Source organism: Geotalea uraniireducens (assembly GCF_027943965.1).
Classification (GTDB): domain Bacteria; phylum Desulfobacterota; class Desulfuromonadia; order Geobacterales; family Geobacteraceae; genus Geobacter; species Geobacter uraniireducens.
This window is the reverse complement of record NZ_AP027151.1, coordinates 4,022,803-4,049,498: the sequence shown is the minus strand read 5'-3', so window position 1 is coordinate 4,049,498 and position 26,696 is coordinate 4,022,803. Positions and strand designations below refer to the sequence as shown.

The following is a 26,696-nucleotide window of genomic DNA, read 5'->3' as shown; positions in this document are numbered from 1 at the left end:
GGCTGGCCGGCTATTTCCCCTTGCCGGTGCAAATGTCCCGGGTCATGAAAATCCGTTCGGCGAGCTTCTTGTCCATATCGGCCGGGACGACGCCTTTATCCTGGGTGCCGACCACGGTCTGAATATACCGGGTAAAGTCAACTTCCTTCGGCAGGTTGGCGGTTAGGCAGCCGCAGAACTCCTTGATCCCGATCGCCGTCATACACTGATTCTCTTTTTCCCGCAGTCGCTGGTCTTCGTGCTGTTTTTGCAGATCTTTCATTTCACGGATCTGATTTTCCAGGTTCTTGATCCGCTCAAGGAGTTCCTGGTTCGGTGTTCCTGTGGGAGCGGCGGCCGTCGCGACTCCGGTTCCCGCGAACAGTACCACCAGCAAAACGCTGATCCATCGCACTACCATAAAACCTCCATCACAGTAAAATTGGCCGACGGCATCAGGGTCGGCCGAATGTCCGGGCCAGGTCGTTGTCGATGACGTAGATGCAGACCTCTTTGGCGCCGTTTTTCGTATAGCGGTATTTGCTGCCAAGGTTGTTGATCAGGAAGGTGACATCGCTTCTGATCCGTTTGTCGTAGGTTTTGAATTCATCCCGGCCAAAGTCCTTGATTGCCCGCCGGAAGTTGGCGTTATCGAGGAACGGGTCCAGGGCTTTTTCCTTCAGATTGAAGAGGTAGCGTTCAAAGAGGGTCTGATAGAGCCGGGTGCCGGTAATCGGTTTTCCCTCGGAACGAATCTCCTGGGTCAGGGTCCGGGCGGTATATTCCTTCTGGGTGGCGAGCCGGAACTGCCGGCGTTTTTCGCTATCCACGCTACCACCGAGCAGCCGGTTTTCGATCCCTTCGAAGAACGCTTCGCTGATGTGCAGCTTCTCCCCGGTCCAGGTACAGGTTTCGTCGACTCCCGGCTCGAAATTGATGGCAAAAAGATAGTTCTGGATGTCCCGGGAGATTTGCTCTTCGTTGTAATAGTAGAGGGATTCTTTCACTTCCTGCAGGATGGTGTAATTGTACAGGCGCATCAGCGATTCGAGAAATCCCGGGGGGATCTGCCGCCCCAGCTCCGGTTGGACCTTGGTGAAGAAGTTGTTGAGGATGGTCATGGTGATCAGTTTGTCTTTCCGGGCGTAGGTCGAATAAAAATCGTTGAAAATCTTGATCGCGTCCCGGCCGGAAAAGCCGCGGTCCCCCTCCATCTCCGATTCGGCAATGATCTGCCGGCGCCGTTTTGCCGTCAGATTCTTGCGGTCATCCTCGGAGAGCCAGGCGGGTATATAGCCCGTGTAGATCTCCATCTTCAGAAGTTGCAGGTTGAAGTCACAGAACGTGCTGTAGCGGTGCGGCTCGGGAATCCATTCCGCCATGGCCAGCGACTGTTCGTTCATGCGCGACGAAATGATGATCCGGGCGAAATTGTGCAGTACCCGCGGCAGAAAGCTGTGATCGATATGCTTGCCGAAGACGTTCCGGTAAATCTCCACCTCGGTGTTCAGGTCGAGGATATACGGTACCTTGATATACTGGATCCGATCAAGGAAAGACTGGAAGCTCTCGATATTTTTTTTGTCTTCCGGGTTCATCAGCGCCAGGAACAGCGAATCGACGTTTTCTTCCAGGTCGTCCACCTTGTGGACCCCCTCGCTGACGATGTTGTGCAGCTCGATCAGCCGGTCGGTATTGTGCCCCTTGATGTCCATCATAGCGTAGATGCCGTTGTTGGTCTTGGCGTAGAGGGAAAAGAGGTATTTCACCTGGTTGCTGTCCCGGAGGATCGAGTTGATGCGGGTCTGCAGCATTTCATTGGAGAAGACGTTCTGGCGCATCGGCTTGTCGCCGGGGTTGAAAACGCTGATCCCTTCGCCGAGCCGCCGGTTGAAATGGTAGGGGCGGGCATAGAGCATCTTCAATACCTCGGCCGGGCTTTTCAGCCGGTCCAGCAGCGCTTGGTAGAGTGAGCTGCAGATGGTGCAGGAGGTGTTGCGGAAGATCCACTCGTATTCCTTTTCGGTGAACAGCCGCCATTTCATCTCGTCGTTCTTGAACAGGTCGTCGAGGAACTGCCGCCGGTAGTGCTTGGGAATGATCATTAACGGGTTGTCGTGACTCGGGCAGGGGATCTCCACCAGATCGTCCCCGGCGTGCAGAACGTGCTCGGCTTCGAGCAACTCCTCCTGATTGAACTCATATTCGTCGAGCAGTTTGGACAACTTGTCGAGAAAGACCGCCGTCTCCCGGCGGGTATAGCCGCCGAGCGCCTGGCGGTCGAGGCGCCAGACCGCTTCGTAGCACATTCCTTCGCTGGTATTGGCGTAGTTTTCAAATTTCATCAGCAGGTTGTTCAACAGGGTGCTCTTGCCGCTCCCCGGCGGACCCTCGAAGACGTAGATCTTGTTCTGCTGGGTACCACGCTGCCACGCTTCGACCAGGTTCACCAGCCGGTTGGCGAAGAGCCGGTCGGCAAAGAAAGGGTTGTCGGTATTCTCGACGAAGAGCTTCCGACAATCGTAGGGCATGTAGTGGATCGATTCCGGGTCGTCCGGGTACTCGTCCGAGCCGATGCTGATGTGGCTCATCACCATGTCGTGGAACAGCTGAAAGATGTTCCTGATCACCGCATTCGGCCTGCTGACGAGGATATTCAGGAATTCTTCAAAGGGGATCGGCGCACGGTGGTTCCAATCCTTCATTTTCAAGTCGATATGTTGCAATGCCCGGGCAATGGTGTCCATAGGTCGGTTCCGATCACAAAGCGGTCTTGGTGAGTGCCCGGTTTTCCATGGTGTACACGAACCGGCGCCAGTGAATTTTCGCCCCTTGGCCCCGCTTCGGCTGCTGGGCAAGGGTCTGATAGCTTTCCGCGGGCGGTCCGGAAACCACCTCGCTGGTTTCCAACTGCACCGGACCGCCCCAGAGGAATTCGATGCCCATCATCGTGTTGGCGATGAATTCCCTGATCAGCGGTTTTTCCTCGAACTGATGAATCAGATAAAGGTACTTTCCCCCGCCCTTGTGCAGCTCGATCTCGATCTTCGGCGGATGGTAGAGGGAGTTGAGCAACATGGCTCGATACTCTTCCGCCTTGCGGCTCTTGACGTAATACTGCCACGCCATCCGCTCCTTGTTGAACCGTCGGCCGGCGACGAACAGCTTGTGCCGGTTGACGAAGTCCTGGTCGATAAAGGTACTGATGAAGCTGAAGTCGCAGTAGTTTTCCCGCAGGGCGAAGATCATCTCCCGTCCCGTGCCGGTTTGCCGGTCGTAGCGCTCCCTGAGCCCGATGTCGGCGAGCCGCTGGAAATCGAGTGACAGCCTCCCCTGGTCGGCAATCTCTTCGAGGTACTGGAACAGGCGCATGCCGATGGCGTACGGGTTGAGCCCCACCCGGCTGAGAGCGGTGACACCCGAATGGCAGCGGGCAAAATCGATCTCGTGGCCCTTGATCCGCTCGTCGGTAAGGAACAGCTGCTCATGCCAGTAGCTGGCCCAGCCTTCGTTCATAATCTTGGTCCTGATCTGGGGCTGGAAGTAAATCGAGGTTGAGCGGAGCAGTTCGAGGACCGATTTCATCCATTTGTTTTCACTCTGGTTGAGGAACTCCGAGTTCTCCATGATGAACTGCAGGAGATCCTGTTTGCGCGTTTTCCCGCCTTGGGTGCTCTTCAGGTAGATCGCTTCGAATTCCGGGTATTTTCTGGCCGTGTCGGCAAAAAAAGTCTCCTCGCCCAGCTCACCATATTCCCGCATCGATCGATTGTACCGTTCGATCTCTTTGACGTAATCTGCCGTTTTCGTCTTCTTGATGGTCTGGAGAAAGTAGTCGAAGTAAAAGTCGAGGCGCCGGGTGAAGGGCGGAATTTCTTCGCGGAACAACCCGGACAGTTCGTCGAAATAACCGACGAGATTGTCGATGGATCGACCGAATTCGATCAAGTAATCGACCCAGCGGCCGTGCTCGGAACGGAGCCGGGCGATGAGCCGCTTGTCGGAGAGGGCTTTGCCGGTCAGGTCGTAGTCCCAGGTATGGCGGTAGTAGAGATTGTTCTGGAAAAAGTCGATATGGGCCAGGACATGATAGAAGATCATCACGTTCAGCCAATCGGGGTTATTGTCGTTGTAGAACGAGATTGGGGGCCGGGTGTTGATTACCGTCTCGTACGGATTGTGGGGATAGAGTTCGTATTTCCCTTTGCCTTTCATCACTTCGACATCATGCACCCAATAGTCGTAGAGGGTCGGGATCATCACCTTTGGCGAAAGCTCCAGCATATCCCGATTGGTGACAATGTATTCGAGGGTTTCGTCCTGGAAGCGGAGGCCAGCCTCCCGTGCCCGCTCCTTGCACCCCTCCATGATCTTTTTCGTGTGCTGGTCGATAAGTTGCATTTTCCCGCCTGCGGGGGAACGGTCCCCGTGAAGGGCAGGCACGGGGGCCTGCCCCTCCGAATCCGTCTCCTAAGAAATCAGCTTCTTGATCCCGTCGATGATCCGCGGCTCGTCGGCGTCCTCACCCATGATGTCGAGCCGGAGCAGCTCCGGCTGTTCTTCCAGAAGGCCCGACCGCTTCAGGTAACGCTCCACTTCGGTGGCTCCGGTGGAGCCGTAGGCATTATGCTCGGCGATGGTGATGCCGACCCGGTTGGAGTAGCCGAGCATCCGCCGCAATTCGGGGAGGGTCTGCTCGCCGTTGGTGTCCCAGTCGTCGCCGTCGGTGCCGTAGAACACATAGATGTTGTAATCCTTGGCCAGGTTTTCCTGCTCCACGAGCTCGTTGACCAGCCGGAGCGCGGCGGCAACGCGAGTCCCACCGGCCACCCGCAGGTTATAGTAGGTGTAGAAATCGGGGACTTCTCGGGCATCATTGTCATGCAGAACAAACCGGGATTCGACCTGGCGGGCAAACTGGTAGAGGAGCCAGCTGTAGATCAGCACGTGCTGGGAGCAGATAACTTCTGTCGCCAGCCCTTCCATGGAGCCGGAATAGTCGCGGATGAAAAAGACCAGCGCCTGGGATTCGTACTCCAGTTCGCGGGAGAGGATGCGGTAAATCCGGTCCCGCGGGGCGATGAGCAGTTGGGTCGTATCGATGTCGGCCACGTCCGTGATGGTGCCGAGGTTGATGTTGGTTTCGATAATCCGGCGCAGGGTCTGCTTTTTTTCCAGGATCTGGCCGAAACCCCGGTTCCGGTCGGTCAGGTCGTAGGTGTAATGGGACAGCGAACTCTTTTTCCCTTTTTCCTTCAGATTCGGCAGCTGAAACCGTTCCGTCAGGATCTTCCCCAGGTCGTAAGCCGATGACTCCAGTTCGTGAGATTCACCTTCGCCGTGGCCGGCTGTGCCGCTCCCCCCTCCCTGTTCGGGGCGAACCGGCTGTTCGCCGATCACTTCCCCTTCCTCACCGTCGCCGGCTCCGCCCAGCGGCTCTTCCTCCTCCGGCGGCAGGGGCGATCGGTCATGGATGAACTTTTCCTCGACGGTGGTCGGTACCACCACGAATTTTTCCTTTCCTCCCCGGGTCGGCTTGATCAGCTTGCCGATCCGAATCTTGCGCGGAAAGCCGTCTTCCTCCCGCAGCCGGTCACGCTCCAACAGTTCGTCGAGGGAATGCATGCTGGTGGCGCTGCTGCCCTGCATGGCAGCGATCCCTTGCAGCGCGGCCGGATCAGCGTAGTCGTAGATGCCGGGCTGCCGCGGCGCGACGAGGGGCGGGGAGGGAAGAATGTGCTTTCTTCCCTCCGCAAGCTCCTGCCTGAGCCGGGCCTCCCGCTCCGGGGAGAGGTCCTGTTCGTTCAGTGTGTTGAGAAGGTGTAAGAGCTTTTGGTCCATGTTCTCGATTTCCGAGCCTCGGATGCTCCCCCTCTCCCCCGACCCTCTCCCACCGGGGGAGAGGAAGCGGTAGGTTCTCCATCTTTTGGAGGAGGGGGCGAGGAGGAGGGTCCCGGCGTTGCGCTGCGGCTAGGTCTCGTCTTCCTGGGTGCAGAAGTACTCGATGGTTTTCTGCGCACAGGTCCGGCAGTAACCGAGTTTCTTCAGCATGGTGGTGATCATCCGGTCGTAGAGCTTCTGGTTCTCCTCGTTGGTCCGGTTGGCCAGCGCCCCGATCAGGCTTCCGGCGCCGGCGATATCGGACTTGAGGCGGACGTCGGTCACCGCCTTCACCAGTTCCAGGTTATCCATGAAGTCATAGTTCGGATCGACGGAGATCTTCTGGCCATAGATCTTGCGGACGGAGGTCCGGAAGCTCTCCCGCTGCTCGTCGGTTTTGAGCCCGAGCCGATCTTCGACGTTCCGCACGTAACGCTCGTCGATTTTCAGCGCCTTCAGTTCGCCGGTCTGGGGATCCTTGTACTTCCACATCTTGTCGGGGCCGAGATTTTCGGCATCGATGCCGATGACCATATTGACGTAGTTCATGACGTCTTTCTTGATGGCGTACGGCTCGTCCATGTAGGCGTTGAACATCTCGGTCATGATCCGTTCCCGGTAGAGCCCCTTGGCGGTCTTCAAGTCTTCAAGGTACTTGGCCCGGTCGTTGGCGTCAGCAACATAATCGAGAACGATCCGCTCCAGCGAAGTAAAGACGTCGTGGGCGACCATGCAGCGCCCTTCGTTGGTTTCTGAGCTTTCCACCAGCAACTGGATCGCCCGGCCGAGGTTCCGCTGGCCGAGCCCTCTCTGGCCGAACCGCTTGGTGATGTCCGGTTCCTGGTTGAGTACGTCGATCACTTCGGCCAGGGTCTTGAGGCTCTTCTCCCCGGCGATCTCGCCGGCGGCCAACTTCATCGTCTCGATCGGGGTGAGTTTTTCCGAGCGGGGGAGGCGGGTGAGGGTGATGGCCACCGATGCCGCATAATTCAGGTTCGGGTCCTGGTGCAGCTCTTCCTTGGTCAGGGTGGTCTTGGTCTCGCTACCGATGGCGTAGTTGGTCAGGCTCTCCTGCATCCGGTAGTTAGTGTTGTGGGAGACGTAGCAGATCCGGCAGCGGTCGATGATCGGCGCCTCTTCCTTTTCGGCCAGGAAACGATTGAATTCGGAATTGTTGCTGGTGGCGATGATCAGGGTGTCGATCGGCCACTTGTAGCCGTCGATTTCGATCACCCGGTTCTGGATTACGCCGAGATAGACCTGGACCAGGTCCTTCTTATTCTTGTAGATTTCATCGGAGAAATGGATGCCGCCGCCGGCGACCCGGGCCAGCGCGCCGCGCCGCAGGTCGAAACGGTAAGGGTTGTTGGTGTCGGTGATGTGGAGAAGCCGCTGGATCGACTCCTCGCCGAGCAGGTCGACGGCCGACGAGGTAATCTTGTCCTTGGCGGCATACTTGCCGGTCACGGTGCCGAGGCTCTCCGTCAGTGGCACCGGCACCACCTCGACGAACGAGAGCATCTCCGCCAGATCGCCGCCGGTGAATTTTCGGATGTCGTTCCACATGTAGCCTGAGCATGCCCCGAGGGGCCGGTAATCGTCGTAGAACGTTTCGAGCTCATCGTCACTGAAACCGAACTGGGCGGCAAGGTAGTTCCGGGTCTCGTCCGTCGTTTCCCCCAGGTTCATCGCCAGGATCATCGGGTCTTCGTAAGTCTGCGATTCGATGGTCGCAATCTTGCCGTAGCTGCCGAGCCGGTCCATGCCGGTGAACTGGAAGGTGAACTTGCGATTCTCTTCCCGGTTGAGGAACTGCCGGTACTTGGCGCAGACGAATTCGACGAAGAATGTCTTGCCGTTACCAGGTTCGCCGACCAGGACGAATGCCATCTCTTTCGATGACCCCCCTTCGGCGGCATCCTTGACGAACGACACGAAGCTGTTGATCTCGTCGTACATGCCGATCGGGTGTTTGCGGCCGGTGCGGAAGATTTTGAAATCGTAGGTCATCCGTCCATTGACGGTGATCTTTTCGATTTCTCCTTCGAGAATCATCCGTGCGACCCCTTGGAAAGCGTTTTCAAAACGCCGGCTGCCGTTCTTGACGGCCTCGAGGTGTTGATGCAGCGTCCATTTGCTGTTAGCGTTCATCGTCGATTCCCCTCCTCGGAGCACAGGTCGCGGGGCACCCCCCATCGCTATCAATTATACACATTTTTCCGGGTCGCCAAGATCGACCGGGTTATTTTTAATAAATGATTCGGCGTTATTTCAGGGTGTTACGAGAGGGAAACCGTGCTGTAAACAGCGAGGAGGGTCGGCGGTGAAAAAAAAAGGGGAGACCGTCCGGTCTCCCCTCTGTTGCAGCGTTGCCGCAGTGGCGGGGTTACATCATGCCGCCCATGCCACCCATGCCGCCCATGCCGCCCATGCCGCCGGGCATTGCCGGCATCGCGGCTTCTTCTTTCGGCATGTCGGCGATCATCGCTTCGGTGGTCAGCATCAGGCCGGCCACGGAAGCGGCGTTCTGCAGTGCCGAACGGGAAACCTTGGTCGGGTCGATGATCCCGGCGACGAGCATGTCGACATACTCATCCTCGGCGGCGTTGTAACCGAAAGACTCGGCGCCGTTTTTCACCTTGTCGACGACGATGGAGCCGTCGACGCCGGCATTCTGGGCAATCTGACGGATCGGCTCTTCCAGGGAGCGCTTGATGACGTTAACGCCGAACTGCTGCTCGGTGGCCAGCGAAACGCTGTCAAGAGCGGCCAGGGAACGGAGATAGGCGACGCCGCCGCCGGGGACGATCCCTTCTTCCACCGCAGCGCGGGTGGCGTGGAGGGCGTCTTCGACGCGGGCTTTCTTCTCTTTCATTTCGGTTTCGGTGGCAGCACCGACCTTGATCACCGCTACGCCGCCGACCAGTTTGGCGAGACGCTCCTGAAGTTTCTCACGGTCGTAATCGCTGGTAGTTTCTTCGATCTGGGCACGAATCTGCTTGACCCGGCCCTGGATGTCGGCTTCGGTGCCGGCGCCGTCGATGATGGTGGTGTTGTCTTTGTCGATGGTGATCCGCTTGGCAACGCCGAGCATATCCATGGTGGTGTTCTCGAGTTTGAAGCCGAGCTCTTCGGAGATCACCTTGCCGCCGGTCAGGATGGCGATGTCTTCCAGCATTGCCTTGCGCCGGTCGCCGAAGCCGGGGGCCTTGACGGCGCAAATGTTGAGCACGCCGCGCAGCTTGTTGACGACCAGGGTGGCGAGCGCTTCGCCTTCGATGTCCTCGGCGATGATCAGGAGCGGCCGGCCGCTTTTGGCGGTCTGCTCGAGAACCGGGAGCAGGTCCTTCATGTTGCTGATCTTTTTGTCGTGGATCAGGATAGTGGCGTTTTCCAGGTTGGCTTCCATCCGCTCCGGATCGGTGACGAAGTAGGGGGAGAGGTAGCCGCGGTCGAACTGCATCCCTTCGACGGTTTCCAAAGTGGTTTCCATCGATTTGGCTTCCTCGACGGTGATGACCCCTTCCTTGCCGACCTTCTCCATCGCCTGGGCGATGATGTCGCCGATGGTCCGGTCGTTGTTGGCGGAGATGGTGCCGACCTGGGCGATCTCCTTGTGATCCTTGATCGGCTTGGAGATTTTCTGCAGCTCGGCGACGATGATCTCGACGGCCCGGTCGATGCCGCGCTTGATTTCCATCGGGTTATGGCCGGCGGCGACCAGCTTGGAACCCTGCTGGTAGATGGCCTGAGCTAGGACGGTGGCGGTGGTGGTGCCGTCGCCGGCGATGTCGGAGGTCTTGGAGGCGACTTCCTTCACCAGCTGGGCTCCCATGTTCTCGAACTTGTCTTCCAGCTCGATTTCCTTGGCGACGGTGACGCCGTCCTTGGTGATCAGCGGCGAGCCGAACGACTTCTCGATGACCACGTTGCGCCCTTTGGGGCCGAGGGTCACCTTGACGGCGTTGGCAAGGGTATTGACACCTTTCAGGATGGCGTTGCGGCCGTCCTGGTCGAATTTGATGATTCTGGCTGCCATTATTCTTTTCCTCCCGATAAATTAACTTTGTCTTTCGATGCTTAGACCACTGTTATCTGCCATGGCCAACGGCTCCGGACGCAAGGCGCATGACGAACGCACCGCCGCGGCCGGACCTTTGGCGAGGCCAGCCATCTTACTCGATAACACCGAGGATGTCGTCCTCTCTCATGATGAGGTATTCCTGTCCTTCGACTTTGATCTCCGTGCCGGCATACTTGCCGAACAGAATCTTGTCGCCAACCTTGACATCAATCGGCAGGACCTTGCCATCTTCGGTCTTCTTGCCATTGCCGACGGCGACGATTTCGCCACGCTGCGGTTTTTCTTTGGCGGTATCGGGAATGAGAATCCCTCCGGCGGTTACCTGCTCTTCTTCGATCCTTTTCACCAGGATGCGGTCTTGCAACGGTCTCAATTTCATCTGCTTGCTTCTCCTTTCTTCCATGATATGCCCATGAGGTTTTATCGAAAAAAATTAGCACTCAACCCTGCCGAGTGCTAACACGGAGTAACTATAATCACCTGTCCATCAAAAATCAAGTCTATATGAAAAAAAAATCGGCGAGATGGTGATGGGAAGGGGAGCCTAGCGGGGGGCGGCAGTGGCCATAACGGCGAGCAGACGCTGGGAGAGTTCGCGGGCAAGGTTGTGGGCAAGCCGGTCCTGCTCGCGCTCCAGGGTCGATTTGTCGTGGTCGAAGAACGCTTCGAGCGGAACAAAAATTTCCACTGACGGCTCTTTCTGGCCGGGCTCATGAAGATAGACCCGGGCCTTGACCCGGATGTTGGTCGAGCAGCAGCCCGAATCCTCCACATAGCTCCAGATTTCGCCGGATATGTAATATTGCCGGGCGAGCCAGGCCGGATCGACGTCCTTGACTTCCTCCTTGAGAATAAGGAAGGATTTTGCGCCGACTTGACGACGGTTTCGGTTGAGCTGGTCGACGAAATCGTTGAACACCGTTTCATTGAACGAATCGGGGACCAAGACGGCGGCAAACGGAACGATGTATGCCGAATCGATGCCGGTTACCGGCTTGAAGGCCGGCGCAACGGTAAGTTGCGGCTTCGGGCCGCAGCCGGCGGTAAACAGTAGCGGGAGCAGGAAGAGAGGGATCAGCCGACGCAGTCTCCCCCTCTGGGAAAGCCGAGAGGTCACCATTTCCGTTTGGCCAGCTCTTCCTGGTAGAATTTCTGGTAGAGGATTTCATACTCGCGGCTGCCGGGGACCTTGGCCTGGGCGTAGGAAGCGAGTTTTCGCCGAACGGTGTCGTCGATCTCTTCGGCAACGGCGAAAAACGAGGTGATCGCCTCCTTGATGCAGGCGAGCGGTCTGCTTTCGTCGGGAAAGTCGGCCAGATCGTCGCGCCAGAGGCGGTCGTAGATTCGGTGGGCAAGATGGGAGACACGATCTTCTGAGATAGCCATGATTACCTCGCACCAAGAGCTGGTGGATGTTGGTCCCTTGTTAGAGGACGATGCCGCGCTCCTTGGCCAGCCGTTCCTTGATCATCCGGAGCATCTTGTGGCGGTCGATGCCACCGGCAGCTCCTCCCATTGACCGGAGGGTCTGTTCCAGCAGTCGCTCCGCTTCCTTTTCCAAATCTTCCTCGCCTTTGCAGTCGGCGGCGATTACGCTTCTGATCCCGGCAAGAAGCTTGCCGCGCTCGCTTTTCAGCTGGATCAGGCCGGCAACGGTGAGCCGTTCCAGAATCCGCTCGGCAAGCCTCTCTATCTGCCCGTCCTTCAGTTTCATACGCACCCCGGTGCCCTGCGAAAGTTTCCCCATTCTACTGGTTTTACCGGAAAAAGCAACATTGGCATCTGCCCGGAGTCCCAGGTTGCTGTTGACCCCGCTCCCTTCCCTCTGGTATCTTGATCGCGCATCACCACCTGCAGAGAATGGAGGGGCGCGTGCTTATCGTCATGAACCACAAGGCTGGGCAGAAACAGATCGATGCAGTGATCAGTGCGGTAGACCGGATGGGGCTCACGGCGGCGCCGATCCCGGGGAGCGAGCGGACCGCTATCGGGGTGCTGGGCAACCGGGGGTATGTGGACGATACCACGATTCGCGATCTGCCGGGGGTGCAGGAAGTCATCCACGTTTCCAAACCGTACAAGCTCGTCTCACGCGATTTTCATCCTCGGAATACGATCGTCAAGGTCTGCGACGTCCCGGTCGGCGAGGGAAAGCGACCGGTGGTGGTGGCGGGGCCGTGCGCCGTCGAAAGCGAGGAACAGATTCTCAAGACCGCCCGCGCCGTCAAGAAGGCCGGTGCGGACATGCTGCGCGGCGGAGCGTTCAAGCCCCGGACCGGGCCCCACACGTTCCAGGGACTTCGGGAAGAGGGGCTCAGACTGCTTGCCCTGGCGCGCGAGGAGACGGGCCTGCCGGTGGTGACCGAGGTGATGAGCCCCGACACCGTCGGCCTGGTTGCCGAGTATGCCGACCTGATGCAGGTCGGGGCGCGCAACATGCAGAACTTTGAACTGCTCAAGGAACTGGGCCGGATCAGGAAACCGGTACTCCTGAAACGGGGGATGAGCGCCACCCTCGAAGAATTCCTGGCCGCGGCGGAGTATATCCTTGCCGAGGGGAATCCGCATGTGATCCTCTGCGAACGGGGCATCCGGACCTTCGAGACCGCGACCCGCAATACCCTCGACCTGGCGGTGGTGCCGCTGATCCGGGAACTGTCCCATCTGCCGGTGATGATCGACCCGTCCCATGCCACCGGGAAGCGGAGCCTCGTTCCGCCGATGGCCAAGGCAGCGCTGATCGCCGGTGCCCACGGTATCCTGCTGGAGGTGCATCCCGAACCGGACAAGGCGATGTCGGACGGTCCCCAGTCGCTGACTTTCCATGGCTTCGAGTCGCTGATGGATGAGATTCGGCGGCTGAACACCTTTCTCGGTTTCGAGGCGGCGGTGGAAAAACCTGCTTGATTTCTCCGTGGTGGGGCGCTAGACTGAAATAAAATTAAGGTTCTCTCTGCCATGTGCGTGAGGCTGACACGCCCGAGCGGAACATTTACACAATCGGGGGTTTCTTCAAGCCGTGGTGTGCTGTCCCTTTACGGGACTTGCCTGAAGCGGCTCAGAAGCGCCCACCTGTGAGGGAACTCGCTGTGAGGCCCTGCAAGCCAACGGCATGGTGGAGAGATACGGAAAAGAGGAGCGGTTTAACCGCTCCTCTTTTTTTGTCGCTTGGTGCCAATCTTGCTCCAAATCTCTCCTTAACTTCCGGTGGATGGAAGCGCAGCGCAGAGGTGTCGCTCCCGGCTGGGGGGACGGGATTGAATCCCCCACCGCCAGAGCGAATTGTGCTATAGTATCCCTTTCGCCGGCGGTCTTCAGTCCGTCGAGCGGCAGTCCACCAACGCGCAGCAGCGGATTCGGGGTAGTAGTATGGCAAGCGATAAGATCATCGTCAAAGGGGCCTGTGAGCACAACCTGAAATGCATCGACGTGGAGATCCCGCGCGATCAGCTGGTGGTGATTACCGGCATCTCGGGCTCGGGAAAATCGACCCTCGCCTTCGATACCATTTATGCCGAGGGGCAGCGGCGCTACGTGGAATCGCTCTCCGCCTATGCCCGGCAGTTCCTCGAGCAGATGGAAAAACCGGATGTGGAATCCATTGAAGGGCTCTCCCCGGCCATTTCCATCGAGCAGAAAACCACCAGCCGCAATCCCCGTTCCACCGTCGGCACCGTCACCGAGATCTACGACTATCTGCGGCTCCTCTTCGCCCGGGTCGGCCATCCCCACTGCTACCAGTGCGGCCGCGAGATCACCTCCCAGACCGTCTCCCAGATGGTCGACCAGATCATGGCGCTTCCCGCCGGTACCAAATTCAACCTCCTTTCGCCGATGGTGCGGGGGCGGAAGGGAGAGTACCGCAAGGAACTGAATCAGCTCCGCAAGGACGGCTTTACCCGGGTGATCATCGACGGGGTTCAGCACGATCTAACAGAAGAGATTTCCCTCGACAAGAACAAGAAGCACGATCTCGACATCGTCGTCGACCGCTTGATCGTCAAGCCGGAGATCGAGCGGCGCCTCGCCGATTCACTGGAAACTGCCCTCAATCACGCCGAAGGAGTGGTCAAGGTGGCGATTGTCGACGGTGAAACCATCCTCTTTTCCGAGTCCCTGGCCTGCATCGACTGCGGCATCTCCTATCCCGAGATGACGCCGCGAATGTTCTCTTTCAACAATCCCTACGGTGCCTGTCCCGACTGCACCGGTCTCGGCACCCGGATGTATTTTGACGAGGAACTGGTGGTGCCGAATCCGGACCTTTCGATCCGCGAAGGGGCCATCGCTCCATGGGAAAAGCGGCTCTCCGGCTGGTACCACCTGACCCTCGAAGCGCTGGCCAAAGCATATGATATCGATATCCGGACCCCTTTCAAAAAGCTGGCGGATCGAGCGCGGGAGATCATCCTCTATGGCTCGAAGGGGGAAAAGGTCGAATTCTGGTGGGAAGAGGAGAGCGGTCGTCGCCATACCTACTGGAAGGAGTTCGAGGGGGTGATCCCCAACCTGGAGCGGCGGTACCGGGAGAGCGAGTCGGAACAGGTCCGGGAGGAGCTGGAGCGGTACATGAACGTGATGCCCTGTCCGACTTGCAACGGGGCCCGACTCAAAAAGGAGGCGCTGTTCGTCCGGGTGGCGGGGCGGAATATCTGCGAGGTGACCGCACTGTCGATCAAGGATGCCCTGGAGTTTTTCGCCGGCCTGGCGTTTACTCCGAAGGAAGAGGAAATCGCCCGGCGCATCCTTAAGGAAATCCGCGAACGGCTCTATTTCCTGGTCAATGTCGGCCTCGACTACCTGTCGCTCGACCGTTCCTCCGGCACCCTCTCCGGCGGCGAGGGGCAGCGTATCCGCTTGGCGACCCAGATCGGCTCGTCGCTGGTCGGAGTTCTCTATATCCTCGACGAGCCGTCGATCGGCCTGCACCAGCGGGACAATGCCCGGCTGCTGCAGACGCTCAAGCACCTGCGCGATCTGGGGAACACAGTACTCGTCGTCGAACATGACGAGGAGACGATCCTCGAGGCCGACCACGTGATCGACATGGGGCCTGGGGCCGGGGTGCACGGCGGCGAGGTGGTTGCCCAGGGGACCCCGGCGGAGATCTTGAAAAATCCGCACTCCCTCACCGGCCAATATCTGTCGGGAGAACTGACCATTGCGGTGCCAAAAAAGCGGCGCCGGTCGGAAAAGTTCCTTACCCTGGTCGGCGCCAGCGAGAACAACCTGAAAAAGGTCACCGCCAAGATTCCGCTCGGGGTGATGACCTGCGTCACCGGGGTTTCCGGCTCGGGCAAGTCGACGCTGGTGATCGATACTCTTTACAAGGTGCTCTGCCAGCGGCTCTACCGGAGCCGCGAGCGGGCCGGGGCGGTGCAGCAGATCAAGGGACTCGAACTGCTCGACAAGGTGATTAATATCGACCAGTCGCCGATCGGCCGGACTCCCCGCTCCAATCCGGCCACCTACACCGGGGTCTTTACCGACATCCGCGACCTGTTCGCCCAGCTGCCGGAGTCGAAGGTCCGGGGGTACAAGCCGGGCCGCTATTCGTTCAACGTCAAGGGGGGGCGCTGCGAGGCCTGCTCCGGCGACGGGATCATCAAGATCGAGATGCACTTCCTCCCCGACGTCTACGTCCAGTGCGAGGTCTGCCGGGGGGCGCGCTACAACCGCGAGACCCTGGAGGTCAAGTACAAAGGGAAATCGATCGCCGAAGTCCTCGACATGACCGTCAACCAGGCAGTCCAGTTCATGGAGCACATCCCGAGGATCCGCAACAAGCTGCAGACCCTCATGGACGTCGGGCTCGGCTACATCCGGCTCGGCCAGTCGGCCACCACCCTCTCCGGCGGCGAGGCCCAGCGGGTCAAGCTGGCGAAGGAACTCTCCAAGCGGGCCACCGGCCGGACCATCTACATCCTCGACGAGCCGACCACCGGCCTCCATTTTGCCGACATCGCCAAGCTCCTCGATGTGCTACAGAAGCTGATCGAAGGGGGGAACACCATCGTCATCATCGAGCACAACCTCGATGTCATCAAAACCGCCGACTACCTGATCGACCTGGGGCCGGAAGGGGGAGACCGGGGGGGCGAGGTGATCGCTACCGGGACACCCGAGGAAGTGGCGAAGGTGACCCGCTCGTACACCGGGCAGTTTTTGCGGAAGCTGGTGTAGGCTAGCGTCGGAGCTGTGCGCAAGGGTCAGACCGGCAGCGAAAAGTAAAAGGTTGCCCCTTCGCCGACGGCGCTTTCCACCCAGACCTGGCCGCCGTGCTTGGTGACGATTCGCTTGACGATTGCCAGGCCGATGCCGGTCCCTTCGAATTCCTGGGGACGATGGAGGCGGGAGAAGACGCCAAACAGCTTGTCGGCGTAGCGCATGTCGAAGCCAACGCCGTTGTCCCTGACGAAATAGGTCGTTTCTCCGGCGCCGGGACGGGAGCCGACTTCGATGAGCGCTTCTTCTCGGGTGGCAGTGAATTTGATGGCGTTGGCCAGCAGGTTGACCAGCACCTGGCGGATCATTGTCCGCTCCCCTGCAGTGGGGAGGAGCGGGGCGATCGTACAGCTGATGCGCCGGTCGCCCACAGTGGCAGTGAGTTCGTGGTAAACCTCGGCAGCCAGGGCACTCATGTCGATGGGGCTTTTTTGCACTTCCGACCGGCTCAGCCGGGAAAACTCCAGCAGATCGTCGATCAGCGCCGCCATCCGGCGGGTATTTCGTGACAGCCCTTCGAGCAGTTTTTCCTCTTCGCTGTCCAAAGCGGCGGGGAAATCTTCCCGGAGGATGCCGACTGCCCCGTCGATTGCCCGAAGCGGCGCCCGCAGGTCGTGGGAAATGGTGTAGCAGAACGCCTCCAGTTCCCGGTTCGAAGCCTGCAGATCGGCGGTCCGTTCCCGGACGCGTCGTTCCAGATCGCTGTTGAGCTGCCGGACCTGTTCTTCCATTGCCTTCCGCTCGCCGATTTCCCTGCTCAACTCTGCCGTCCGCTGGGCAACCCGCTCTTCCAGCTCCGCATTCAAGGTCGTAATGGCCTGTTCGGCTTGTCGTTGTTCGGTGATATCCTCGCCTGAAGAGAGGAGCGCCGTGATCACGCCCCGGTCGTCGTGCAATGCCGAATTATGCCAGCGGATCAGCCGTTCGTCCCCCGCCCGGGTCAGGATCGGGTTTTCCACAGACTGGGGTGGACTGATCTCTTTCGTGACGACGCCGTGGAAAAGCGTCCTGAACTCGTCGCGCAGACGAAGGGGCAGACAGGTGGCAAACCAGTCGTGGCCGAGAATCTGGTCCTCGGTATAGCCGAGGATCTCGCACCCCTTGCGGTTGATTAACCGGACGGTCCCATCGACATTGAGTACCAGCAGGATGACGCCGGCGACGTCGAGATAGCCTTGGGCGGCTTCTTTTTCTGCGCGGAGTGCCGTTTCGATCCGGGTTCGTTCTTCCAGCTCCCGCTGCAGGGAGGCGGTGCGGCTGCGGACCGTTCGCCGTAGCGACTGGTTCCACAGGGCCCCTGCAAGAAGGATGAGCATGATCGTTGAGGCCGCGGCTGAGATGATGAACGCTCTCGATGGTCGCCAACTCTGCTTTTCAGCGAAGATCCACCGGCTGATAATAGCTTGCCGTTCGTCGGCGGTGATTGCTGCCACGCCTTTGTTCAGGATGCTCTGCAGCTCCGGCCAGTCATTGCGAATGCCGACTCCCCACTGGTAGGTGAAGCTGGTGTAGCCGGCCAGCCGCAGGTTGGTGATCCCTGTTTTCTGCAGATAGTAGCTGGCATTGGCCATGTTTTCGATATAGGCGTCGTCGACGCCAAGGGAAACCCTGCTCAAGCCGGTCGCCACGTCCGGCACTACATCGAGGTCGATCTCCGGCCGCTCGGTGCGCAAATAGTCGTGGGCCATGTAGTTGGAGACGACAGCCACCTTGAGCCCCTTCAGCGCGTTCAGGGTCAGAGACCGGCGAGGGAAGCCGGTGCGCACGAATATGCCGCCGGGAATCTCCACCAGTGGCGTGGTGAAGAGCATGTACTTTCGCCGGGCCGGGGTGGCGGCTACGGCCCCCAGGGCGTCGATCTCGTGGCGCTTAAAGGCGTCGATGACCTGATCCCAGTTTTTCAGCCGGACGATGGCGAAATGGATGCCGAGTTTCTGTTCCAGGAGGCGGATGTGGTCGGCAGCTGCCCCTTGATACTGCCCGTTGTCGTCGAAATATTCGATGGGCCGGAATTCGGGATCGGGGGCCAGTCTGATGATCGGGTGGGCATTCAGCCAAGCCTGTTCTTGGGAGGTCAGCGTGACCGAAGGGGGGGAGGGACGCAACAGCGAATGTACGGCAAGGAAAGAAAGTACCGTAGCGACAAGGATTCCGCTGCCGGCAACGATCCGGAGGCGGGAATGTCTGTTCGGCTGCGTCATGGGAAGATCCTGGGATGGGTGGGCCTGATGGCGTCAGTCCGTCGGCACAATCACCGGCTGCTTCTGTAACCGCTTGAAATAAAAGTTCTGGCCATAAAGGACCGCCACCGGGTTATGCCCGGTAACCCGGTCTTTGCAGACCAAAGTGGTGACCGGTGCCCGGGAATGTTTGGCGAATAGCATGTCGTGACCGACACAGAGGCCGACGATGATATTCATCTGGCAGTCGAGCCGGTTGAGAATCTCCGCCTGGGCGATCGGGTTGCATGCCGGTTCGAAGGTCCCCGGTCGTACCTTGCTATCTTCCTCAATGCCCAGTTCCAGCTTGTCGATGCTGCCAGCCTTGCAGCAAACGCTGTAGGGGGTGAGCCCCTGAGCCTCCAGGATGGTCGCCAGTTGGCGCGTCTCTTCCAGCAGACCGACGCAGGTGGCGATGCCGATCCGTTGCCAGCCCATCATCTTGGCCAGGGCGATGGTGTCTTCGACCCGGGTCCAGCGGGCGATTACCGCATCGCTCCCCGGCAGCTGCTGGTAGCAGAGCCCTTCGACGCGGGCCGCGGCGCGGGCGAGCTTTCCATCCTCGGTTTCCTCGGCCCGGTATTCCCGGAAGCTGGCTTCGATGATTTCCCCGTGATGTTTTGCGGGGCAATGGCCCGGTTGCTGCGGGCGTTCGTCGGCAGTGGTCAGGCAGTTGGTTGCACCGGTCTTCAGCCAGGCGCCGCTGCAGGCGGCGCAGTGTGGGCCTTTCGCCGGGTCAGCCATGTAGTTTCTCCTGGATAAGTACATAGGGGCTGATGATCAGGGTCGTGAATCGAACTGTCTGATCGCCGTCCCAGGCAGCAATCTGTTCCGCGGTCGGTTTGGTCAGTTTCCGGGTTTCGATCCATGTCTGGACAGAGGCCGCATCATCGGCGGCAATCCGCTCACCGACCGCAGCAATGTCCAGGTCGGCGGCGACGCAAATCAACCCGCCCCGTTCCAGGTGTGCCCGCAGCCAGTCCCATTGGGCCTCGTCGATCTGAGTTGCCAACTCCTCCTGAGTCGTTTTCACGTCATGTGCTCCTTGAACCGGTGCCCGGCAGCTGCCGGGCCGCTTGGTCGGAATTCCACGGCGGGGGTGATTGTCCTGCCGCGCCATTTCTGCCTAGGATAGCAGCCTTTTGCAAAAAAGCCAACGAGATGCGACAGGATGGTTACGGCACCACCGCGGGGGAGTGACGTGACCTAGCGTTTATCGAACTCCGGCAGATGTCGGCGGTGTTTGCGGGGAACATGCTGTTGCTGCAGGCGGGGGTTATGGCGTTCGGCAATGGCGAGCCTGTCGAAGTAGCACTGCCAGAGCGACCGGAATAGCTGCTCGTCGGCAGTGTCGCAAAGCGGTGCGCGCACCTCGAGGGGGACGATGAGCCACTGCTGGGGTACCGGATCGTAGACAACCGCTTCGCTGCGGCGTTCGTCGTGGATTAGCCACTGCTGATCGGCAAAGCGGGCGGCAAAATGGGGGGCGATCAGCGGCAGGATCCGGTAATCGGGGGCAATGGCGGCGTAGTGGTAGCCGCCGGCCAACTGGCGGAAGCGGACGAATCCCTTGAAACGATGGGCTTCGCGGCCGACCGCCCGGGCCAGTTCCCAGACCGGTTGGACCTGCTCGTGGGTGAGCATGCTGCCGATAGCCGGTCCAACCCGTCGCGCCAGTTCCAGGTAATGCCAGAGCCGGAGTTCCACCCCGGGGGCAGCGGAGAGAAAGGCGGCATGGATGAGTCGCCGGCCGGCCGGCGACAGGATGGCGGCCAACTCGTCCCCCTGTTGTGCTGCCAGCTCCGGTTCGGTGGTTACCCGAACAAGAGGCGAGAACAGTGCCTGCTGGTCCGGGGCAACGCGACAGATCGCCATCGGTGACGTGCCGGCCCGGCGGGCGGTGGCAACGACGGTCAGAAAGCCGCTGAAAGTGCCGTCGTAAAGATAGTCCATTCAGAGTTCTCCGGTGATGGTCGAGCGCCAGTCGCCGCGGCCGTGGTCATCGAACAGCGACGGCTGATTCCAGCGGTCGCGGGTCGGCCGCTCGGCCAACCGGCTGCGCAGACCGGCGGCATCGGGCGAGAGGTCGGCGGCGAACTGGCCGCGGGCGGTGATGAAGTAGCGGGCCCGTTTCATCACGACTCCGAGCTTGGCCAGGGAGTCGAGCGCCAGGTGCCCGCCGCGTCGGGCCCGAACGATCCGTTCCGCCGACCGAACCCCGATTCCTGGCACCCGGAGCAGGATTTCGTAAGGGGCGCGGTTCACCTCGACGGGAAAGAGCTCCAGATGGCGCAGCGCCCAGTCGGCTTTCGGGTCGAGCGTCAGGTCGAGGAAGGGGCGGTCGTCATCGAGGATCTCATCGGGGGCGAAGCCGTAATAGCGGAGCAGCCAGTCGGCCTGGTAGAGACGGTGTTCCCGCAGCAGCGGCGGCGTATCGACCGGCGCCGGGAGGCGGTTGTCGCGGTTGACCGGAACGAAGGCCGAGTAGTAGACCCGTTTCATGGCCAGCCGGTCGTAGAGACCGGCGGAGAGCCTGACGATCTGCAGATCGTTTTCCCCCGAGGCGCCGACGATCAACTGGGTGCTCTGGCCGGCCGGGGCGAACGGCGGGACAGTGCGGGAAACCTTCCGTTCGGCCTTGGTCTGGACGATCAGCGCACCCACCCGGCGCATCGGCGTGACGATCGCTTCGCGGCTCTTGTCGGGCGCCAGCAGAGCCAATCCTTCCCTGGTCGGCAGCTCCATATTGACGCTCACCCGGTCCGCATAGCGCCCCGCCCGCTCGACCAGCAGCAGGTCGGCCCCCGGCACGACCTTGACATGGATATAGCCGTTGAAGCGGTAGGTTTCGCGCAACGTGCGGATCGCCTCGATCAAGAGCTCCATGGTGTAGTCGGGATTGCGGACCACGCCGGTGCTGAGAAACAGCCCCTCGATGAAGTTGCGCCGGTAAAAGCCGATAGTCAGTTCGGCCACTTCCGCCGGAGTTAGGATTACCCGGCGGGTATCGTTGCTCCGCCGGTTGATGCAGTAGGCACAGTCGTAGATGCAGGCGTTGGTGAGGAGAATCTTGAGCAGCGAGACGCAGCGGCCGTCGGCGGTCCAGCTGTGGCAGATACCGCACGATGCCGCGTTGCCGATCCCGTGCCGATTGCGGCGACTGCTGCCGCTCGAGGCGCAGGAGATATCGTATTTGGCGCCTTCGGCCAGAATGGCCAGTTTTTCTTCGAGGCTGCCGGGATCGGTCATCGGCCTTCTCCGCTGGGTAGTCGACAGGGTTTTGTCGTTGCCGCAGCGTAAATCCCATTTGGGACGGAATATGTCGTAAACTTACATGTGCTGCAACAACCACCACCAGCCGGTAAGGGTGAGGAAGGAGAGCGGGATGCCGATGCCGAGCAGTAGCGTCACCAAGGGGGGATTGAGCTGGTGGTCGACGGCGATGATGCCGGCGGAGATCATCGGTGCCATGGCAGCTTCGAACAGGGTTACCCGGATGACGGGGCCGCTGCCGCCAAGCAGGCCGATGAAAAGAAGGGCGATCAGCCCCGGGCCGATCAGCAGTTTGTAAAGGAGGCCGAGGGACAGCGGCTTCAGCTCGCCGCGCAGCTGGCTGAGCTGCAACTGGAAACCGACCGAGGCCAGTGCCAGCGGCGTCAGGGTATCGCCGATCTTCTGCAGGACGATCTCCAGCCAGCCGGGGAAGAGAACCGGTTTGAGGAGCAGGGCCAGGACCACTGCCTGGAACGGGGGGAACAAAACGATTTTCCGGATGATCTGGCGGGCAGAGACGGCGCCCGACGAGTAAACGGTGGCGGTAAGGATGCCGAAGGTGGAGAGGACCAGAAAGGAGCCGAGCTGGTCGGCAATCAGGCCAATCCCGAGGTACTCCTTGCCGTAGAACGCCTCGATCATCGGCAGCCCGACGAAGGAGGTATTGCCGAGCCCACCTACCAGCATCAGTGCGCCGATCGTTTCCTGCGACAGCCCGGCGGCCCGGCCGGCGAACCGGAAAAAGAGCATGCCGGCACCGAACAGGAGCCAGGCCATGCTGGCGGTGTAGGCCAGTGAAAGGTCGAGCTGGAGCCTGTGGATATGGAGCAGGGCGATGGCGGGGAGCGAAATGTAGATGATGAAGCCGTTGAGGGCCTGGGGGGTGCTTTCCGGGAAACGGCCGGTCCGGCGGAGAATGATGCCGGCGGCAAAGCAGACAATGAGCAGCATGATATTCGCCATGTCGTCGGAACTCCTCTGGGGCAGCTATAACACTGCCGGATGTGAAAGAACGGTCGGTGGAAGCTTCGCGGGAAAAGGGGCTAAAGAGTTCTTCCCCGGCTTTCCTGCTCGATGCGGTCGACCACGCAGTAGATGCCGTGCTCGCTCAGTCCCGGCTTGAAGCAGCCGTTGCAGGAGATGCAGCGCGCCCGGGCTTCGTTCCCTTCCTGCCAGCGCCGGGGGAGGTTGGGTTCGCGGATCAGGGGGCGGGAGAGTGAAATGTAGTCGGCTTCTTCGCGGCGGATGATCCCTTCGGCGACATCGAGGGAGCGGATGCCGCCGACCACCATTACCGGGCAGGAAACCACGTTCTTGATCCGGTAGGCGAAGGGGAGATTATAAGCCTCCTGTTCCCTGGTTTCGATCTCCTGCCGTACCGGGGTGAATTCGCCGGAGGCGGGAGTGCCGCCGGAAACCTCGATGGCGTCGATTCCTTCGTCATCGAGCATCCGGGCAACCTGCACGGCGTCGTCGAGTCCAAAACCGCCCGGCAGGTTGTCGTCACCATTCAGCTTGATCAGCAGCGGGAAATCCGGACCGACGGCGGATCGCACCGCCTGGCAGATCTCCAGCAGAAAGCGGCTGCGGTTTTCGAGCGGGCCGCCGTACCGGTCGGGGCGCTGGTTGGTCAGCGGCGAAAGGAACTGGTTGATCAGAAAGCCATGCGCGGCGTGGAGTTGGACCGCATCGAACCCCCATTCCTTCGCGCGCCGGGCGGCGGCGGCGAACAGCTCGACCAGCTCGGCGATTTCCTCGACCGGTAATGCCCGGGGCAGTTCGGGGAATTGGTCCGCCTGGACGGCCATCGGCGCCACCGGTTGGGCGCCGGCGGCATGGGCGACGGTCTGGCCGCCGCAATGCACCAGCTGGAGGCAGATCTTTCCCCCCTCCTCGTGGACTGCTGCGGCCAGCCCGTGCATTTCGTCGGCAAAGTCGGCGGCATGGGCGCCCAACTGGCCCGGCATCTGCCGGCCGTCACGGCGGATGAAGGCGTAACCGGTGATGAGCAGTCCCACTCCTCCCCGGGCGAGGGTGCGGTAGTATTCGACGAGCTTCCTGGTTGGCCGACCGTCGTCACGGCACATCCCTTCCCAGGTGGCGGAACGGACCAGCCGGTTGCGGATGAGCAGGTGATTGATCTTCGTTTCGTCGAATACCTTTCTCATGGCGATCCCTCGTTCAGAAAATCTCGTAAAACTGGCCGGTCCCGAGCTTGTGGACCTTCATCAGATTGGTCGAGCCGCGGGCTTCCACCGGCACTCCCATGGTGATCACAATGACATCCCCCTTATGGTAGCCGGTGGCCAGGAGCGACGATTCGACGGCGCAAATCTGCTCGTCGGTGCCGGTCATGCTGCCGATCGGTCGCGGCTTGACCCCCCAGTAGAGGGAGAGCCGACGCATGGTGTCGACGGACTGGGTGAAAGCGATGATCGGCAGCGGCGGCCGATAGCGGGAGATGCGGGCGGCGGAGCTGCCCGACTGGGTGTGGACGGCGATTGCCTTAGCCTTGAGGGCGACGGCGGCGTGGCAGGCGGCTTCGGCAACCGCTTCGGCAATGCTGGCGCTGTGACGGCGGGAGTGTTCCCCCCCCTCCAGAGCGTATCGCTCCACGTCGAGGGCCACCTTGTCCATGGTTTTAACCGCTTCCAGCGGGAACTGGCCGGAGGCGGTTTCGCCCGACAGCATCACCGCGTCGGTGCCGTCGAGGATGGCGTTGGCCACGTCGGACGTTTCGGCCCGGGTCGGTCGCGGGTGGTTGATCATCGATTCGAGCATCTGAGTGGCGGTAATCACCGGCTTCCCCGCTTCGTTGCAGGCGCGAATGATCTCCTTCTGGATCAGTGGCACCTTTTCCGGATTGATTTCCACCCCCAGGTCGCCCCGGGCTACCATCACCGCGTCGGCGATGGCCAGGATTCCCTTGAAGTTGCGAAGCGCCTCCGGTTTTTCGATCTTGGCCACCACCGGGATGTGGATGTTTCGCTCGTAGAGGATGCGCTTCAAGTCGTCCACGTCTTCCGGTGCGCGGACGAAGGAGAGGGCGATGTAGTCGACCCGCTGCTCCAGGCAGAAGTCGAGATCGGCGAGGTCTTTGGCCGACAGGGACGGGGCTGATACATGGACGCCGGGGAGGTTGATCCCCTTGAGATCCTTGAGGATCCCGCCGGCTACTACCGTGCAGTGGACGGTATTGCCAGTCACCGAGGTTACTTTCAGTTCGATCAGTCCATCGTCGAGCAGGATGCGGGAGCCGGGTTTCACATCGCGGGGGAGGGCGCGGTAAATCGTCGAAATAAGCCCCGGCCGGCCGAGCACCTCATTGGTGGTAATGTCGAGGGCGGTGCCGGTAATGAGCTGGATGGCACCGTTTTCCATTCGGCCGGTTCTGATTTTCGGCCCCTGCAGGTCGGCCAGAATGCCGATCTCTTTCCCCCGCTCCCCGGAGAGGCGACGGATGATGGCGATCACCTCGCGCCGCTGCTCATTGGTGCCGTGGGAGAAATTGAGCCGGAAAAGGTCGACCCCCGCCGCCATCAGTTGTTCGATCATCTCCGGCGAGGAACTGACCGGGCCCAAGGTGGCAATGATCTTGGTCTTGCGATCCGAGGTTGTAAACGCTTTCATCAGTGGTGGAATCTCCCGATTCTCCCTTTGTGAGCCGGAGTCGGTGCCTTGTGGCACTCGAAGCAGGGGAGCTCGTCGACCTTGCGGATGTCGAGGGACGATGCCGGCCGGCTGGTCTGGGGCATAGTGTATTCACTGGTCTGGAAATAATTCCGGTCCCGCTCGTCGGTCAGATAGGCCGCCTGGTAGGTAACCTGCCAGTTGCTGCTGATCGGAACGGTATGGCACTGGTCGCATCCTCCCGGTGGCGGAATGCTCTTCCATGACATGAACATGGCACAGCCGGCGTACAGAGGCAGCGAGGCGAACAGAAAAAGGAACAGGGATTTTCGCATGGGAAGAACTCCTTGAGGTGGGTACGTCAACTTGGGGAAATCATAGCACATTGGCCCGGCAAAACAAGGCGAAATGGCGTTCGGGGCGCCCGACCCCGGCCGTGGCGGCAGAATGCTTGACCTTTCCTGGCAAATCCTATAGGCTAAGAGCCTGAAAATGGTGAGTTCCGGCAGTTTCTCGCACCTTTACCACCCCGCCCCACCATTGACGCCCATCATCAGATCAACTGGCCACCGGCACGCTCAGGAGCCGCCTTGCGGCCGGGAGCCGTACCCCATTTCGATTCGGGACAGGAGGCGACTTCGACGATGTGTACCACCTGTGGGTGCGAAAGCGCTTCGCACCATCATCACGATCATCAGCACGATGACCGGCATCATCACCACCATGGCGAGGACAAAGAGGCGAAGCGGATTGCCGTCGAAACCGACATCCTCTCGCGCAACAACCTGTTCGCTGCCGAGAATCGGGCCATCTTTGCCGCCAAGGGGATCTTCGTCCTCAACTTGGTCAGTTCGCCCGGTTCCGGCAAGACGACGACTCTGGAACGGACCCTGAAGGATTTGGCGGGGCGCTATCGCTGTGCGGTCATCGAGGGTGACCAGCAGACCGACAACGATGCCCGGCGAATCGCCGCGACCGGCGTGCCGGTAAAGCAGATCAACACGGGTGCCGGTTGCCATCTCGACGCCCACATGGTTGCCCATGCCGTCGAGGGATTCGATCTTGACGCTCTCGATCTGTTGCTGATCGAAAACGTCGGCAACTTGGTCTGCCCTGCCTCGTTCGATCTCGGCGAACATCACAAGGTTGCGGTTTTGTCGGTTACCGAAGGGGAAGACAAGCCGCTCAAATACCCGAACATGTTTCATGCCGCCGACGTGATGCTGCTCAACAAGGTGGATCTCCTGCCGTACGTCGACTTCGATTCGGATAAATGCCAGGAGATGGCCCGGCGGGTCAGCCCCGGGATTACGATCTTCGAAATCTCCAGCCGCACCGGTCAGGGGATGGATGCCTGGTACGGCTGGCTTGCCGAACGGATTGCCGCCGTCAAGAGCCAGAGATGA

General features: G+C 60.2%; 22 protein-coding genes and 1 other RNA gene. 4 read left to right on the top strand and 19 right to left on the bottom strand.

The features are described from left to right. Positions 1-10: 10 nt before the first annotated feature. From QMN23_RS18965 to QMN23_RS18920, 10 genes are all read right to left on the bottom strand, one after another. On the bottom strand, positions 11-400 hold the full coding sequence (locus QMN23_RS18965) for a hypothetical protein (protein WP_282000899.1): 390 nt from the start codon (positions 398-400) through the stop codon (positions 11-13). A gap of 34 nt (positions 401-434) precedes the next feature. Further along, positions 435-2,726 carry a serine protein kinase PrkA gene (locus tag QMN23_RS18960; protein ID WP_282000898.1) on the bottom strand — a complete coding sequence of 764 codons (2,292 nt, stop codon included), beginning with the start codon at positions 2,724-2,726 and terminating at the stop codon, positions 435-437. Between the two features lie 13 nt (positions 2,727-2,739). After that, a complete protein-coding gene (locus tag QMN23_RS18955; protein ID WP_282000897.1) occupies positions 2,740-4,380 on the bottom strand; it encodes a SpoVR family protein in 1,641 nt (546 codons plus the stop codon). 69 nt (positions 4,381-4,449) lie between these two features. After that, positions 4,450-5,820 (bottom strand): DUF444 family protein, encoded by a 1,371-nt coding sequence (locus QMN23_RS18950; protein WP_282000896.1) that lies wholly within the window; start codon positions 5,818-5,820, stop codon positions 4,450-4,452. 129 nt (positions 5,821-5,949) lie between these two features. Continuing rightward, entirely contained in the window at positions 5,950-8,010 is a 2,061-nt protein-coding gene (locus tag QMN23_RS18945; RefSeq protein WP_282000895.1) for a serine protein kinase PrkA, read from the bottom strand. Between the two features lie 235 nt (positions 8,011-8,245). Further along, positions 8,246-9,898: a chaperonin GroEL gene (groL, locus tag QMN23_RS18940; RefSeq protein WP_282000894.1), complete on the bottom strand. Its 1,653-nt coding sequence runs from the start codon at positions 9,896-9,898 to the stop codon at positions 8,246-8,248. Positions 9,899-10,034: 136 nt separating this feature from the next. Then, positions 10,035-10,322, bottom strand: coding sequence for a co-chaperone GroES (groES, locus tag QMN23_RS18935; RefSeq protein ID WP_282000893.1), 288 nt, complete (start codon positions 10,320-10,322; stop codon positions 10,035-10,037). A 165-nt stretch (positions 10,323-10,487) separates the two neighbouring features. Then, on the bottom strand, positions 10,488-11,063 hold the full coding sequence (locus QMN23_RS18930) for a hypothetical protein (protein ID WP_282000892.1): 576 nt from the start codon (positions 11,061-11,063) through the stop codon (positions 10,488-10,490). Then, positions 11,057-11,329, bottom strand: a complete 273-nt coding sequence (locus QMN23_RS18925; protein ID WP_282000891.1) for a DUF507 family protein — start codon at positions 11,327-11,329, stop codon at positions 11,057-11,059. The genes QMN23_RS18930 and QMN23_RS18925 overlap by 7 nt, the downstream gene beginning before the upstream one ends. A 40-nt stretch (positions 11,330-11,369) precedes the next feature. After that, positions 11,370-11,657 carry a DUF507 family protein gene (locus tag QMN23_RS18920; protein ID WP_282000890.1) on the bottom strand — a complete coding sequence of 96 codons (288 nt, stop codon included), beginning with the start codon at positions 11,655-11,657 and terminating at the stop codon, positions 11,370-11,372. Positions 11,658-11,815: 158 nt separating this feature from the next. Here QMN23_RS18920 and aroF point away from each other — a divergent pair, with 158 nt between their 5' ends. From aroF to uvrA, 3 genes are all read left to right on the top strand, one after another. Further along, complete coding sequence (aroF, locus tag QMN23_RS18915; protein WP_282000889.1) at positions 11,816-12,850, top strand: 3-deoxy-7-phosphoheptulonate synthase; 1,035 nt, start codon at positions 11,816-11,818, stop codon at positions 12,848-12,850. Between the two features lie 40 nt (positions 12,851-12,890). After that, positions 12,891-13,069: non-coding RNA, 6S RNA (ssrS, locus tag QMN23_RS18910), on the top strand. Between the two features lie 243 nt (positions 13,070-13,312). Then, positions 13,313-16,126 (top strand): excinuclease ABC subunit UvrA, encoded by a 2,814-nt coding sequence (uvrA, locus tag QMN23_RS18905; protein ID WP_282000888.1) that lies wholly within the window; start codon positions 13,313-13,315, stop codon positions 16,124-16,126. A 26-nt stretch (positions 16,127-16,152) separates the two neighbouring features. Here the strand turns inward: uvrA and QMN23_RS18900 are convergent, their stop codons facing one another. The 9 genes from QMN23_RS18900 to QMN23_RS18860 form a co-directional block, all read right to left on the bottom strand. After that, on the bottom strand, positions 16,153-18,369 hold the full coding sequence (locus QMN23_RS18900) for an ATP-binding protein (RefSeq protein ID WP_282000887.1): 2,217 nt from the start codon (positions 18,367-18,369) through the stop codon (positions 16,153-16,155). A 33-nt stretch (positions 18,370-18,402) separates the two neighbouring features. After that, positions 18,403-19,131 carry a DUF1847 domain-containing protein gene (locus tag QMN23_RS18895; RefSeq protein ID WP_282000886.1) on the bottom strand — a complete coding sequence of 243 codons (729 nt, stop codon included), beginning with the start codon at positions 19,129-19,131 and terminating at the stop codon, positions 18,403-18,405. Continuing rightward, positions 19,124-19,420 carry a DUF2288 domain-containing protein gene (locus QMN23_RS18890; protein WP_282000885.1) on the bottom strand — a complete coding sequence of 99 codons (297 nt, stop codon included), beginning with the start codon at positions 19,418-19,420 and terminating at the stop codon, positions 19,124-19,126. The genes QMN23_RS18895 and QMN23_RS18890 overlap by 8 nt, the downstream gene beginning before the upstream one ends. A gap of 173 nt (positions 19,421-19,593) precedes the next feature. Beyond that, entirely contained in the window at positions 19,594-20,340 is a 747-nt protein-coding gene (locus QMN23_RS18885; protein ID WP_282000884.1) for a TIGR03915 family putative DNA repair protein, read from the bottom strand. After that, complete coding sequence (locus tag QMN23_RS18880) at positions 20,341-21,636, bottom strand: putative DNA modification/repair radical SAM protein (RefSeq protein WP_282000883.1); 1,296 nt, start codon at positions 21,634-21,636, stop codon at positions 20,341-20,343. 81 nt (positions 21,637-21,717) lie between these two features. Beyond that, positions 21,718-22,623 carry an AEC family transporter gene (locus tag QMN23_RS18875; RefSeq protein WP_282000882.1) on the bottom strand — a complete coding sequence of 302 codons (906 nt, stop codon included), beginning with the start codon at positions 22,621-22,623 and terminating at the stop codon, positions 21,718-21,720. A gap of 80 nt (positions 22,624-22,703) precedes the next feature. Next, positions 22,704-23,828 (bottom strand): NADH:flavin oxidoreductase, encoded by a 1,125-nt coding sequence (locus tag QMN23_RS18870; RefSeq protein ID WP_282000881.1) that lies wholly within the window; start codon positions 23,826-23,828, stop codon positions 22,704-22,706. A 13-nt stretch (positions 23,829-23,841) separates the two neighbouring features. Then, positions 23,842-25,290, bottom strand: a complete 1,449-nt coding sequence (pyk, locus tag QMN23_RS18865) for a pyruvate kinase (protein WP_282000880.1) — start codon at positions 25,288-25,290, stop codon at positions 23,842-23,844. After that, the gene (locus tag QMN23_RS18860) at positions 25,290-25,625 is read right to left on the bottom strand and encodes a cytochrome C (protein WP_282000879.1); all 336 of its coding nucleotides are present in this window, start codon (positions 25,623-25,625) and stop codon (positions 25,290-25,292) included. Before QMN23_RS18860 ends, pyk begins: the two co-directional genes overlap by 1 nt. A 309-nt stretch (positions 25,626-25,934) precedes the next feature. On the opposite strand from QMN23_RS18860, the gene hypB reads away from it, so the two are divergent. After that, complete coding sequence (hypB, locus tag QMN23_RS18855; protein ID WP_282000878.1) at positions 25,935-26,696, top strand: hydrogenase nickel incorporation protein HypB; 762 nt, start codon at positions 25,935-25,937, stop codon at positions 26,694-26,696.